We start from the raw sequence: 13,087 nt of genomic DNA, 5'->3' as shown, positions 1-13,087 counted from the left end.
GCAATATTTATTTAATTTGATCAAAACGTTATCAACTCAGTCTGATACACTCAATTTTTATTTTTAACAGTGACGGATCATGGTGTATTTGTTAAAACGACTTCGCATTCTTTGGGCTAATAAAACCATCAATTATAGTGTGCTGATTTTTATTGCATTGCTTGGTGTTGTCGTTCCCACATGGTATTACAATCTGAGTTCTTGGGTAACACCATTGCTCCTCGGTGTTATTGCCGCAGCTATTGCTGAACGTGACGACAGTTTTACTGGTCGTTTAAAAGCAATCACCTTAACATTTTTCTGTTTCGCTTTGGCTGCCTTATCTATCGAAGCACTGTTTAAAACCCCCGCCCTTTTTGCTGTTGGTCTTTTCGCATCTACATTTGGCTTTATCATGCTTGGTGCAATAGGCAGCCGATATGCAAGTATTGCCTTCGGTTCTTTGCTTATCGCTATCTACACCATGCTTGGGGCTCATCAAAGTACTAACATCTGGTTCCAACCATTACTTTTGCTGACGGGCACTGCGTGGTACTACTTGTTATCTATGATATGGCACGTGTTGTGGCCACTGCAGCCAGTACAACAAAATCTAGCTAATGTATTTATTCAGCTAGCAAACTATCTCGATGCGAAAGCAGAGCTTTTTCATCCCGTTTCAAATTTGCTACCTCAACCGCATCGTATAACCGAAGCCAATTTGAACTCAATAACGGTGTCAGCACTCAATCAGTGTAAAGCGATCTTTCTAACGCGCTCAAAACGAGGGCACGTAGACAGCGCCAGCGATCGATTTTTGAATATCTATTTTCTTGCACAAGATATCCATGAACGTGTCAGCTCTACTCACTATCGTTATCAGGAGCTGGCAGGGCAATTTGAACGGTCTGATGTGTTATTTCGCTTTAAGCATTTATTGCAGAAACAAGCACAAGCTTGTCAACAGGTCGCTCAGTCTATTCAATTAGGGTTGCCATACAACCATGACAGTGACTCAATCATTGCTCTTGATGAATTGCAATTGTCGCTTAACTACCTTCAAGAACAACATAACAAAGAATGGAAAATATCCCTTGCGCAACTTGGTTATCTGTTCAACAACTTAGCGACGGTAGAAAAACAGTTGTGTAATGTAAGCAATCCTGACACCACCAAGCCCGAGGACGATATTCTTCAGGATACTGAAGCTCATACTTTGCAAACCGCCTGGCTGAGAATTAAATCGAATCTAAATACCGATTCATTGTTATTTCGCCACGCTGTTCGCATGTCACTGGCGTTAACTGCAGGCTATGGAATTATTCAGGGATTAGGCATCGAGCGTGGCTACTGGATTCTATTAACAACCTTATTTGTATGTCAGCCAAATTTCGCCGCCACTCGCCAGAAGCTTAAAGCACGAATTATAGGAACGATTGCAGGTCTTTTGATTGGCGTTCCTCTATTGACCTTATTCCCCACCCTCGAAAGCCAACTTGTGTTGATCGTCTTTTCCGGAGTCATGTTCTTTGCTTTTCGCATTAACAACTATGGCTATGCGACAGGCTTTATTACCGTATTTGTTCTGTTCTGTTTCAATCAACTAGGTGAAGGTTACGCTGTGGTATTCCCTCGTCTTGCGGATACTTTGACCGGTTGTGCCCTTGCAGTATTTGCCGTGTATTACATTCTTCCTGATTGGCAATCAAAAAGATTACATAAAGTAATGGCAGATGCCATAGACGCCAACAAGCAGTATTTAGGACAGATCATCGGGCAATACCGAATTGGTAAAAAAGACAACCTGAGTTACCGCATAGCCAGACGCCAAGCACATAACCAAGATGCTGCTTTAGCGGCAGCAGTGAGTAACATGCTTGCAGAGCCCGGGAAATATCGAGCGGCAACGGATGAGAGCTTCCGATTTCTAACCTTAAATCACGCTCTATTAAGTTACACTTCCGCCTTGGGAGCACACCGTACACGAATTGATGATGAAACCGTTCATCAACTAGTTTTGCAATCGCACAGAGTTATTCATCAACACTTAGACGCACTGTATCAGCAACTGTTTAATCACTGTACCGAGACAGAAGCAATCAACATTGATGATTCAGGGCTAAAAGAAAGACTGAGTGAATGGCGTGAAGAAGACAGCAGCTCTGCTCGTTTGGTTCTACAGCAACTTCATCTTATCTACCGAATGCTACCGGAGCTTCATTCATTAGCGGCAAAATTCGCGGTACGTGTTCCGCCAAGCAAATAGAGATAGCAACCTTTTTGATACATTACCATCACCAATAAAATGCATTCATATTATGTAATCTTTACATTGTTCAACATATAACCTGACAAAGCTCGGACATAAGCACCTACACGAATATTAACATTAACATAGGTTTTATCTTACAAAGTAAGGTTCTTGTAATCATGATCCACAAGACAACCGTTAAAAGTGAAAATAGGTTATTGCAGGATATTAGAATGAACAGCGTTCAATTTGATCAATATAAATCACAGCTTCAGCAGTTGACACCCCAGCAATTACGTTCGCTTCAAGGCGAGATTTCACAATCTCTAGAAAGCACGCAAACAGCCTTATTGACTTCTGAAGAGTTAGAGTTGATTTCTCAGTTATTCTCGTAGTTGTTCTTTTAAACGTGCACTACTTGCATAATAAATAAACAAGACATAAGCTTTTAATACTGGAAAGGAATCGCCTATGTCAATTTCATCTCTACAGTCTGGTTATCCTATTGTTCAGCAGTCATACAAGATGGCTGATGAAGCGGCGCGAGACATTCAAAAGTCCGCTTCTTATAAACATGATTTTAGGAATGATGATGCGCTTAAATTTAACGCTGTCGAAAATAAAAAAGCACGGCAGCCGAAAAGCGATATCGAACCAATGTTGAAACTCAATCAAGCTTCTCAATACAACCGTGTCGGAGTTAATGTTATGCAACGTGAGCAAGATATGATCGGCAGTCTGTTGGATGTTCATATCTAACTTTTCATTGTTCTTAACTATCCTTTCAAGCCATCTTTTTATACATTCGCGATAGCGATATCTCGCTGTGATACGCTGACCCCCTTAATCTGAGCGTATACATGCATGCCTTCAATAAGTTTAAGATCATCCAATGCCCATTGAGTTATCGTTGCCCATAGATAACAACCATCGACCAAAGCAAGCTTTATAGAAACACTTTTCCTGTTCTCACCATGTTGCTGATAATCAATACTCACAATGCGTGCCGGCAAAATATTTCGGATAGATGTTTTTTCATTCTTTTCTAAAGTAATTGAAACATCATTAGCTCTGATCTGTAGACGAACGACCGATCCTTCTGCTGCTTCTATCTGTTGTACCCAAAATGTAAGTCCTTCGACAAATCTCAATTGAGTCAGCCCATAATCCATATTGTGCTGTGAAACTGTTGCCGAAAACAGCGTACTTTGCTCACTGAATGATTGCCACGGTCTCATGACTTGAGATGACCACACATCTTCAATTCTTCCCGCATCGACCACTCTGCCTTGATCTACGACGACCAAATGGTCCGCCAATCGAAGAATTTCATTCAAACTGTGGGATACGTATAGAATGGGGATTTTGACTTTCTTTGATAACATCTCCAGAAAAGGCATCACTTCGCGTTTTCTAGGGAGATCCAGAGACGCTAACGGTTCATCCATTAGCAATAAGTCGGGTTTAGACAGCAACGCTCGCCCTATCGCTACCCGCTGTTTTTCTCCGCCAGAGAGTGCACTTGGATAGCGTGATAGTAAAGATTTCAACGACAATAGCTCGACAATCGAATTGAAGTAATCCGTGTCTTTCTCTTTTACGCCATAATTTAAGTTGCCACAAACCGTGTAGTGTGGGAAAAGGCGAGCCTCCTGAAACACATAACCCAGTTTACGTTTTTCAACAGCGGTATTGATACCCTTCCTACTATCGAACAAGCATCGACCGTTGACTGCAATTAGACCGCTCTCAGGATTTAATAAACCACTCACAGCATTGATGACCGAAGTTTTCCCCGCACCAGAACGTCCAAAAATCGCGGTAATACCGTGGCTAGGAGCAACAAAATCCACATTCAAAGCAACGTTTTCAAGTTGTTTTTTAAAGTTAACCACTATGCCTTGACTCACTGAACAACTCCTAAACGCCGTCTAACCTTGCGGCTCACCCACTCCGACGTAAGTAAAGACAAGAGTGCGATGACAATCGAAATAACACAAAGACGTGCAGCCGCCATCTCTTCACCAGGGGTTTCTAAAAAAGTAAACATGGCGAGTGGTATGGTCTGAGTTTCAGCTGGAATATTTGAAACAAAGCTGATGGTTGCACCGAATTCACCTAAGCTTCTAGCAAACGCAAGCATCACTCCAGTAATCACTCCCGGAAGAGTTAAAGGTAGAGTGATGGTAAAGAATACCTTTATCGGCGATGCTCCGAGTGTTTTGGCCGCTTGTTCCAGTTTAACGTCAATACTTTCGATGCTTAAACGAATAGCACGGACCATTAAAGGTAATGAAACAACCGTACAAGCTAAAACAGCTCCTCGCCAACTAAAACTGAATGATAGACCGAACCAGTCATATAACCAGCTTCCAATAATGCCGCGCCTACCCATTGATATTAATAATAAGTAGCCTATCACCACGGGAGGGAGCACCAATGGTAAATGAATAATACTATCTAGCGTGCTCTTACCAATAAACTCTTTACGCGCTAATAGCCAACCAAGCAAAATGCTAATAGGTAGTAGCCACATAACGGCGTATGCGGCTACTTTTAAACTTAGCAATAAAGCGGTCAGTTCATATTCACTGAGCAAATTTTTCATTTCCCATGTCGGTACGGAATCCGTATTTATTGAGTATCACTTTTGCCTCATTAGACTGCACAAAATCCATCAACTGTTGACTGCTTAATTTGTCGTTAAGCTGTACAAGAGGATAGTGAATTGTGCCATGTAGTGATGGATCAAACGTAGTGACAATGGTGACTTGGTCTGTCAACAATGCATCTGTTTTATACACGATTCCTAATGCTGATTCTCCGCGCTCTACCAGTGCTAGTGCATTACGAACGTTGTTGGTTTGCGCCAATCGAGCTTCAACACTACTCCAGACATCTAAGTTAGTCAGCGCCTCTTTAGCATAGATACCCACTGGTACGGCATCTGTGTTCCCGACTGCCATTCTTGATTGTGACAAAATCGTCTTCCATTGGTCTTTTTGAGTTAAATCGAACGGTTTTATATCAGCACCTGTAGGTTTAATGAGAACTAACTGGTTGCCAGCGATTAATGATACTTTACTCGCCTCAACTATTTTTTTATCAATTAGGTAGCTCACCCACTTTTCATTTGCTGAAAGAAAGATATCAGCAGGAGCCCCACTCTCAATCTGACGAGCAAGCGAAGAAGAACCACCAAACACAGTGACAACATTAACATCATGCTGCTTTTTGTATGTCTCAACTAAGTCACCAACAGCGTTGGTCATCGACGATGCAGCGTAGATTGTAACGGTATCTTTAGCGAAAGTTGAATGACTACAAAGGAGTGTTGCCAATAACGATATGAGTTTTTTCATTTTATTTAACCTTGAATGCACTTTCTTTTGAGCCATACTACACCCAAAAGCAATCGTATCAAATACTTGATAACAAATAGTCCAAATAAATATCATAAGGAAGTCTTATCCAGAATTTTTTTATATAACGTGTCGGATTTAGGCTAAAATGGTCTGTAAATTGCTTACGATTAATGTATCTTTATCTTTTATTTCACTCAGGACGAACATTCTTATGTTTAAACAGGCAGGTTTTCTAAGTTTGATTAGCTTGTGTTTGGCGACACCACATACAGCTATGGCAAACAATTTTAACTACAACTTTTTCGAGGTTAGAACGGCAATCAGTCCTGAATCTTTTGGCGGTGAATTTAGTACCAACTTCACCAACAACTCACATTTTGTGTTACGCGCTGATTCCCGTTTTGAGAATGATTGGGATATCGCTGGCGGTATTGGCTTCAATGGCCCAGTTAACCAGTTCATTGATATATACGGACAAATGTTGCTCCACCATGTGAACTATAGCAAAGAAGAAAACGATGACTCTGAATTGATCTACGAACTTAACGTTGGTGGTAGAGTTTGGTTAACAAATCAACTGGAAGCGCACCTTAAAGTAGGGCGTGCAGATGAAAGCAGCGTTTTTATTGGCGGTCTACGCTTTCACTCAACAGAGCAGCTTTCTTTAAGCGCAGAAGCACGAAATGCAGGAATTTGGGGGCCACAAATCGCTATGGGTGTTCGCTTCAATTACTGAACAAGCGTCAGTTCTCATTTCTTTAAATGATGTCGTCATATTTAATTTAGATTCAACAAAAATTCGAGAATTTTTGTAATATACTCAAGCCCATTGGGTACTAAATAACGATAATTGACACGGCAAGGTTGAACTAAATATGTCGACATCCAGTTCCAATAGCACCGCAGAGCTCGAAAAATACCTCCAGATAGGAATGAAACTGTCTGTCAGTGTTCAGTTTGGTCCAAACGACACTTATGATTTTACGACTTCACTCATTGGCCATAAAGTTGAGCAATATCTAATCATCGATTTACCAACCAAGGCATTAGAACTATTAGTCATGCGCAAACTCACTAATGTGCAGGTCGTTGTACGTGGTATCTGCAACAAAGACGTTGGTCATATTATTGCTTTTAAAACTTCAACGTATCAGTCAATTAGAAGACCATTTAGCTTGGTGTTTTTACGCCCACCTAAACATTTTGCAACCAAAACCATACGTGAACATGAACGTTACACTGTATCACTACCCTCCATTATTAGTACATTGAATGGTGAAACATCGGGAGTTATGGTCGACTTATCGGTTTCTGGATGCGGCATTTTCGTTACTGGTGAAAATGAATTAGCTGTAGGAACTAAAGTTGATATACGCTGTGATTTGATGAACGCCTTACCTGATAATCTTAGCTGCCAAATCGTTAAAATTAGCAAAGAATCTAAAGGACATATTATTGGGATTAAGTTTAGCGAGACTATAAATATGTCAGAGAAAATGCGTAAAGAAGTGCTGGAACATGCATTTAACGCGGGTTCCATATGAGTTGTATCAGCAGAGCTCTAACAATAGGAGAGCCTTAGCAATAGGTCTGCTTGTAATAGAGCAAAGCTTGATACAAACTCTCTTCTTTAATCGGCTTAACTATTACATATTCAGCACCCGCTGCAATAAATGCTTGTTGAGTCGATTCCATACCATCAGCAGTACAGGCAAAAATCGGTGTCGTTAGCTGCATTTCTTGTTTAAGCACCTTAGTCGCATCAACACCATCCAAAAATGGCAATTGGTTGTCCATTAAGATGATGTCGTAACCTTCAGATTTCACTTTCTCTATGGCCTGCATGCCGTCTTTTGCCCACTCGACTTTCATGCCATATTTCTCACAGAATGCTTTAGCAATGAACGCATTGGTATGGTTATCCTCAACCAGCAACACTTTCAATGCCTTATCAAACAGTGAAAAACGTTTGTTTTCCTCTTGGTTTAAGGTTGTCGTATTTCCACGAGAAACAACTTCCACAGGCAAAAATATTTTGAATTCAGTACCTTTACCAAATTCAGACGCAACCTGAATAGTACCGCCGAGCATGGCAACCAAACTATGTACGATAGTAAGCCCAAGCCCGCTGCCGCCATATTCTCTCGTTGTCGTTGGTTCAGCTTGCATAAATGGTTCAAAAATAATCTTCAGATCAGACTCTTTGATACCAATACCGGTATCCTTCACCGTTACATACAGTTGATCTGGATCGCCATATTGCAATGATAAATGAATCGTGATGCTGCCTTCACATGTAAACTTCAAAGCATTGTTGATGATGTTGTACAGAATCTGATTCAATCGCACCTGATTGCTATTTACCACAACCCCATCTTCGATATCAGACACGATGTTAAATGCTAAGTTCTTCTCTAGGCACATGGGTTTGTATATTTGTTCAATAGCCGAAACTACGTTTATAAGCCTAAACTCCGACGAAGGTATACGAAATTGCCCTTGTTCAATTTTTGAAAAATCGAGAATATCGTTCAGTACAGCAAGTAAATGCTCCCCACTGCTACACAAAACATTGATCTGATCAACTTGCTCAGGGCTAGTGATGGATCTTTTAAGCAGTTGCGACACACCTAATATGCCATTAAGTGGTGTACGCAATTCATGGCTCATTTTAGCTAAGAAGTCTGCACGAACTCTTGCCGACTCTTCTGCTTCTTTACGTGCTATACGACTTTGTTTTTCCGCTTCAGCAAAGCTAGTAACGTCTTGCCCTTGGGTGATAATCGATTCAATTTTGTTTTCAATGACTATCGGTGAAATACTCCAACGAAATACTTTCTTATCAATTTCCGTCATCAGCTCTTTAGCTGTATCACCATTGGCCGCCATTTGAATATCTGGCACAAGCAGCTTTTCTAACACCCTGAAAAGCTTTTTACTTTCGCCTTTAGACCCAATAAATTCCTTCTGCGCCGCAGGGTTCATACGAATGATATAGCCATCCGTAGACCAAAGAATAATTGGTGAGAGAGAGAAGTTAAACAGATCCTCGAACTGTTTCTCTTGTTCAGCAAGACGCTGGAAAGTATTTTCAAGAGTACGTCCGAAATGATCAAATTCATAAATATGCGAACCGGGGAAAAAATACTCCTTCCCTTGTACCGCGACTTTATGAGTGTATGACATCAGTTGATCAATTTCGCATTTAATCCTTTTATGTAACCACCAGCGAGTAATAATCGCAACGCCAAGCAAAGCCGTCAGCGCAAACGCGATCCAGAAGTAATAGCCGTCTCTAAGTTTAAGTGCATTTTGGTTACTCTGTACTGAAAATACAGACAAATAAGTGGGTACACCTTCCACTTCTAACATAGTTTTACTCACTATGTTTTTATCGTCTAACGCTTCGCCTGCTTCGCTACGAATTATCTGTTGTGCGTTATATAGTTCGTTGCCGTTGAGAGTAGAAGACAAGATATCCTCGTCCACAGCTAGCACTAAATTTTTTGCATTACTGTTATCTTTAACGGTTTCTATAAGCGCGTAATTGTCATTAAGCATTATCGATACATAAAGAAAACCTAAAACTTCGCCAGTAGCAGGATCAACAATCGATGAACGTCTTACCAATAAATAGGTGGGACCAAGCAAGGAAGGGCTTTTGATTAAATGCCAGTTTCGACTAACAGAAACTCGACGCACAATTTTGCCCAACTCTTTTGTTTCAATCCCATAAAACTGTGCGTTTCCGTCATTCCAAAGCATGTCTTTCTGGCTAGTGATGAAACGGATATCGGGAGTGTTAGAAAGTTCTAACTGGTCAACGGTTAGGAAATATTGGTCTAGCTCCTCTTCTTTACCACTATGAATCGCCTTAACAAGAGTAGCGTTTTTCGCACTACTGTCCTGGTGGATTTGAAGGGTAGCAAGGCGAAAATCAAACAGGCTTTGAATTAAGCTCGAGGTCTGCTTTGAAGTTCTCAGCATTTCCTGGGCTATCAAACGACTACTGATTTGATAACTCTGAAATAACACCATAATGATCAAAGTACCGAGAGCAACGACAATTGCATGACTGATATAGGACGCAATTTTTTTCTTCTGCTTTATTGGTCTGATACTTCTTACCACGACTTGTTTACCTTACTTATCTGAATAACGGAAAGCACGCTGTTTTAGTTTTTCGATTGACTGTTGTGAATCCTCGCTGGTGACAACGACCAGATCACCGGAATAAACAAGCGGCACCGGTTTCTTTTCGATATCCCATTTAATTGCCTCGGCCATCGCGATACCAGTATCATCATTCATTCGCATCACGGTTACGTCTAGCTCCCCTTTAGCTAAGGCCTCAAGCTCTGCTGAACCGCCCCCCCAACCATTGAGTTTAATATCTTGGCGATTTAGCTCTTTAAGTGCCTTGGCTGCACCCAATGCGACATCCGTAGAACAGGCATAGATAAATTTAATGTTAGGATCTTTATTAACGATGTTCAGTGTTGCTTCGTAGCCACTCTGTTCCGTCGTTTTAGTATAGAAAGAAGATGAGAGCTTATAGGCATTGTCCTCTTCCATAACCTGAATAAAGCTGTTCCCACGAGCATCACTGATATAGCCCTCAGAAAAATACAGCACAGAATACTTACTATGTTTAGGAATGGTATGCTTGTAATAATCCGCGATGTGATGAGCTCCCAGCTCGTGATCGAAACCCAGATACATCATAGGCTGACGACCTTCCCAACTTTGTACAGGTGTTGTGATGTTCTGCAGGATAAGTTTGGTATCCGACGAATTTAATACATGTTCGATAAACTTCTTATGACGCGTGGTATCTAATGTAAAGATTAAATATCCAGTGTTATTCTTGATTGCTTCCATCAAAGACAAGCTTTGCTGCCGCATATCAATATTCGGTCGGGTAAATACCTGATTTAACTGATACTGGATACCCAACTCTTCCATTCGCTTTTCAAAAGCTTTGATATTACGTACCCAGTAATCAGAGAGCTGTTGGCCGGGATAGACAACAGATATGGTCACGGGCTTATCTTGAGTCACTGAGATGGGTACAGCACGACCTCTCACGGCTTCCGTCAAAGAATCTGTCAACTCATTTTCAGTAGGATTGATGGTTAAAAATTCTTTGTAATGCCAGTAGCCATCAAGAACTTGCGCTGCCAATACAGGTGTTGCAGTAAAAACCAAAGAAAATAATAAGGCTCTTTTCATTCTATTCGCCTGTTCGCATTCGTCTTATACGCTTTTAATTTATTATTCACTTAGATCGATAGGAATAGTTTTAAAAACATACTCGTGCCAAGTTTAACGTGTCCTTAAGGATTATTATGCATATGGGACATAATTGATAGCACATTTTCGTCAAGACACTTGCATGACATGAAATAACATTATGTTACTCAGCAACCAGGATATTCCAAAGAGATGGTTGGGCAATAAGCTGCTCTTTCTCACTCTTACTCAGACGTTTTATCCGATACTCAAAACGAAGAGCATCACTTTTACTCTTGCCAGTCTGGCGGAACCAAACTAACTCTAACGGCGCTTTACCTCTGAGTGCTTTTGCGCCAGTTCCCGAACAGTGTTGTTTAAAACGGCGATCGACATCGGTGGTAATTCCGCAATAAAGGGCGTTTTGTGGAGTGCGTACAAAGTACACCCACCACAATTTTTCTCGATTACTTAGGGTTGTCATGACATGAGTTTTTCAATCAGTACTCTTAGCTCAGCGACTTCTTGACGCAACTCTGCAACTTCAGCCTCTAGTGCATCAATTTTGCTGTTGGATGGGCTACTTGCGGACAAAGACTCAACGGCGTAGGCGTCTAAATCGATCTCACCCGAAAAGAGATGTTGGTAGCGAGACTCTCGTTTACCCGGCTCACGAGGTAGCTTTATCACTAAAGCACCGGGTTCTCTGGAGGCTAATTTTTCTAATACCGCCTCTGTTTCCTTAACATCATTAAACGAGCATAAACGGTTGGTGCGAGTTCTCAGTTCACCTGGAGTTTGCGGTCCCCGTAGAAACAAGCAACAAATAATTGCCAGCTCTTGTTGGTTGAGCTTTAAATCACCAAATTCGGTATTACAAAATCTGTGTTGGAATTTGCTTGCACGGCTGTTGAATCCACTTTCATCGCTTACTAGCCGACGAGAAATTAGCTCGGAAACCACATCTTGAACTTCGGCATCGCTAAGCGACAACACGGGTTCACGGTTACTCTTTTGGTTCACGGCTGCGGTTAAACTATTCAAGGTGAGAGGATAGTAGTCTGGGGTTGTCACTTCTTTTTCAATCAAACAGCCGATAACTCGTGCTTCTAAAGGACTCAGTTCTAAGTTCATTTTTATTTTCCTTTTCCTTTTGTTATGAAATGACAGCTATGAAATGACAGCGCCTAATAAAACCGTTTAATGTTCCAAAACCATGGCAAATTTCAAAATCTTGCCATTCTCGTCCATAATAATAATTTTTGAACGATTGAGTTCGATATCAATATGCTCCATAACCTTTCGTTCTCGAAGGTAAGCTTGACGAAGTTTGACGTTATGCTTGTCTTCAACTTGCGTTGTGTTGAGATGAGAAACAACAATTTCAGAGGGCTGCATGTTCATTTCGATACTTAGAGTTTAACTGAACACATCATATAGCGCTTGGGATGTGAAGTACAATCAAGTACAGCTTCAACTGATGAATAATTGGACAAGTTGTTGTAAGGTTTGATCTTAAGTCTGTTATGCGTAGCAACGATGTGCTTTAATCACTGCTAGTTGCATTCGAATAGGAAAAGGGACCTATGAACAGCGTATTTGAAATTGTGAGCTTAGCTCGTCGTAAAAACAAACTAAAGCGCGAACTTATCGATAACGAAAAGAAAGTGCGTGATAACCGTAAGCGTGTTGATCTGCTTGAAAACTTGGTTGATTACATCAAACCAGAGATGACTCAAGAAGAAATCATGACTATCGTTAAAAACATGAAAGCGGATTACGAAGATCGTGTTGATGACCATATCATCAAAAGCGCTGAGATCTCTAAAGAGCGTCGCGACATCAGCCGCCGTATCCGCGAGTTAACAGAACAAGACAAACAAGCACACCAAGCAAAGAAATAAGGTGCCACGCTTTGTTTAAGACCCGTCATTTGGCGGGTTTTTTATTACCCGTAAAACGAGAAAACATAGTAAAATAAACACATACAATACCTGTTTATTTATACAGCAATATCAATATTTACAGTAAAAGTAGTCAAAATGTGGATCTTTTTCTTTGGGTGGTTTTGCTGAAATAGACACAGTTATATAAGTTTATTAAGAAGGTTAAACCTGACCGCATCTTGCAAGTAATCTGGAGCAAAATGGGCGTAACTCACTGTTTGCAATATCGAGGTTTAATATTCTTTTGTTTCTAATAATTGCAATGTAGTTTCCAAAATCAACAAATTAAGTTTCCAAATGTCTTGATAAAATGA

General features: G+C 40.8%; 14 protein-coding genes. 6 read left to right on the top strand and 8 right to left on the bottom strand.

Annotation, left to right across the window (positions count from 1 at the left end; genetic code table 11):
- Positions 1–79 precede the first annotated feature (79 nt).
- The 3 genes from yccS to ACK5MF_RS06840 all read left to right on the top strand — a co-directional run bounded on the left by yccS (position 80) and on the right by ACK5MF_RS06840 (position 2,989).
- The gene (gene yccS / locus ACK5MF_RS06850) at positions 80–2,245 is read left to right on the top strand and encodes a YccS family putative transporter (RefSeq protein ID WP_416920627.1); all 2,166 of its coding nucleotides are present in this window, start codon (positions 80–82) and stop codon (positions 2,243–2,245) included.
- A gap of 218 nt (positions 2,246–2,463) precedes the next feature.
- Positions 2,464–2,625 carry a hypothetical protein gene (locus ACK5MF_RS06845; protein ID WP_416920625.1) on the top strand — a complete coding sequence of 54 codons (162 nt, stop codon included), beginning with the start codon at positions 2,464–2,466 and terminating at the stop codon, positions 2,623–2,625.
- A gap of 76 nt (positions 2,626–2,701) precedes the next feature.
- The gene (locus ACK5MF_RS06840; RefSeq protein ID WP_416920624.1) at positions 2,702–2,989 is read left to right on the top strand and encodes a hypothetical protein; all 288 of its coding nucleotides are present in this window, start codon (positions 2,702–2,704) and stop codon (positions 2,987–2,989) included.
- Between the two features lie 38 nt (positions 2,990–3,027).
- Here ACK5MF_RS06840 and modC read toward each other — a convergent pair whose 3' ends face one another.
- The 3 genes from modC to modA are packed head-to-tail and all read right to left on the bottom strand — an operon-like array spanning position 3,028 to position 5,592.
- Complete coding sequence (gene modC / locus ACK5MF_RS06835) at positions 3,028–4,140, bottom strand: molybdenum ABC transporter ATP-binding protein ModC (RefSeq protein ID WP_416920622.1); 1,113 nt, start codon at positions 4,138–4,140, stop codon at positions 3,028–3,030.
- Entirely contained in the window at positions 4,137–4,838 is a 702-nt protein-coding gene (gene modB / locus ACK5MF_RS06830) for a molybdate ABC transporter permease subunit (protein WP_416920620.1), read from the bottom strand. The genes modC and modB overlap by 4 nt, the downstream gene beginning before the upstream one ends.
- The gene (gene modA / locus ACK5MF_RS06825) at positions 4,819–5,592 is read right to left on the bottom strand and encodes a molybdate ABC transporter substrate-binding protein (RefSeq protein WP_416920618.1); all 774 of its coding nucleotides are present in this window, start codon (positions 5,590–5,592) and stop codon (positions 4,819–4,821) included. Before modA ends, modB begins: the two co-directional genes overlap by 20 nt.
- Before the next feature lie 214 nt (positions 5,593–5,806).
- On the opposite strand from modA, the gene ACK5MF_RS06820 reads away from it, so the two are divergent.
- Together ACK5MF_RS06820 and ACK5MF_RS06815 are read left to right on the top strand one after the other, a co-directional pair.
- The gene (locus ACK5MF_RS06820; RefSeq protein WP_416920616.1) at positions 5,807–6,331 is read left to right on the top strand and encodes a hypothetical protein; all 525 of its coding nucleotides are present in this window, start codon (positions 5,807–5,809) and stop codon (positions 6,329–6,331) included.
- Between the two features lie 139 nt (positions 6,332–6,470).
- On the top strand, positions 6,471–7,139 hold the full coding sequence (locus ACK5MF_RS06815; protein ID WP_416920614.1) for a PilZ domain-containing protein: 669 nt from the start codon (positions 6,471–6,473) through the stop codon (positions 7,137–7,139).
- Positions 7,140–7,173: 34 nt separating this feature from the next.
- Here ACK5MF_RS06815 and luxQ read toward each other — a convergent pair whose 3' ends face one another.
- The 5 genes from luxQ to ACK5MF_RS06790 all read right to left on the bottom strand — a co-directional run bounded on the left by luxQ (position 7,174) and on the right by ACK5MF_RS06790 (position 12,231).
- Positions 7,174–9,726, bottom strand: coding sequence for a quorum-sensing autoinducer 2 sensor kinase/phosphatase LuxQ (gene luxQ / locus ACK5MF_RS06810; protein WP_416920612.1), 2,553 nt, complete (start codon positions 9,724–9,726; stop codon positions 7,174–7,176).
- A 12-nt stretch (positions 9,727–9,738) separates the two neighbouring features.
- Positions 9,739–10,827, bottom strand: a complete 1,089-nt coding sequence (locus ACK5MF_RS06805; protein ID WP_416920610.1) for an autoinducer 2-binding periplasmic protein LuxP — start codon at positions 10,825–10,827, stop codon at positions 9,739–9,741.
- Positions 10,828–11,011: 184 nt separating this feature from the next.
- On the bottom strand, positions 11,012–11,311 hold the full coding sequence (locus tag ACK5MF_RS06800) for a GIY-YIG nuclease family protein (RefSeq protein WP_416920608.1): 300 nt from the start codon (positions 11,309–11,311) through the stop codon (positions 11,012–11,014).
- A complete protein-coding gene (locus ACK5MF_RS06795; RefSeq protein ID WP_416920606.1) occupies positions 11,308–11,961 on the bottom strand; it encodes a YceH family protein in 654 nt (217 codons plus the stop codon). Before ACK5MF_RS06795 ends, ACK5MF_RS06800 begins: the two co-directional genes overlap by 4 nt.
- Positions 11,962–12,027: 66 nt before the next feature.
- Entirely contained in the window at positions 12,028–12,231 is a 204-nt protein-coding gene (locus tag ACK5MF_RS06790) for a hypothetical protein (protein ID WP_416920604.1), read from the bottom strand.
- Between the two features lie 182 nt (positions 12,232–12,413).
- Between ACK5MF_RS06790 and ACK5MF_RS06785 the strand changes: the two genes are divergently transcribed.
- Positions 12,414–12,731, top strand: a complete 318-nt coding sequence (locus tag ACK5MF_RS06785) for a DUF496 family protein (protein WP_416920602.1) — start codon at positions 12,414–12,416, stop codon at positions 12,729–12,731.
- Positions 12,732–13,087: the final 356 nt, after the last annotated feature.

This window comes from Vibrio sp. (genome assembly GCF_047973365.1).
Taxonomy (GTDB): Bacteria; Pseudomonadota; Gammaproteobacteria; order Enterobacterales; family Vibrionaceae; genus Vibrio.
This window is presented reverse-complemented; position numbering and strand designations above follow the sequence as displayed.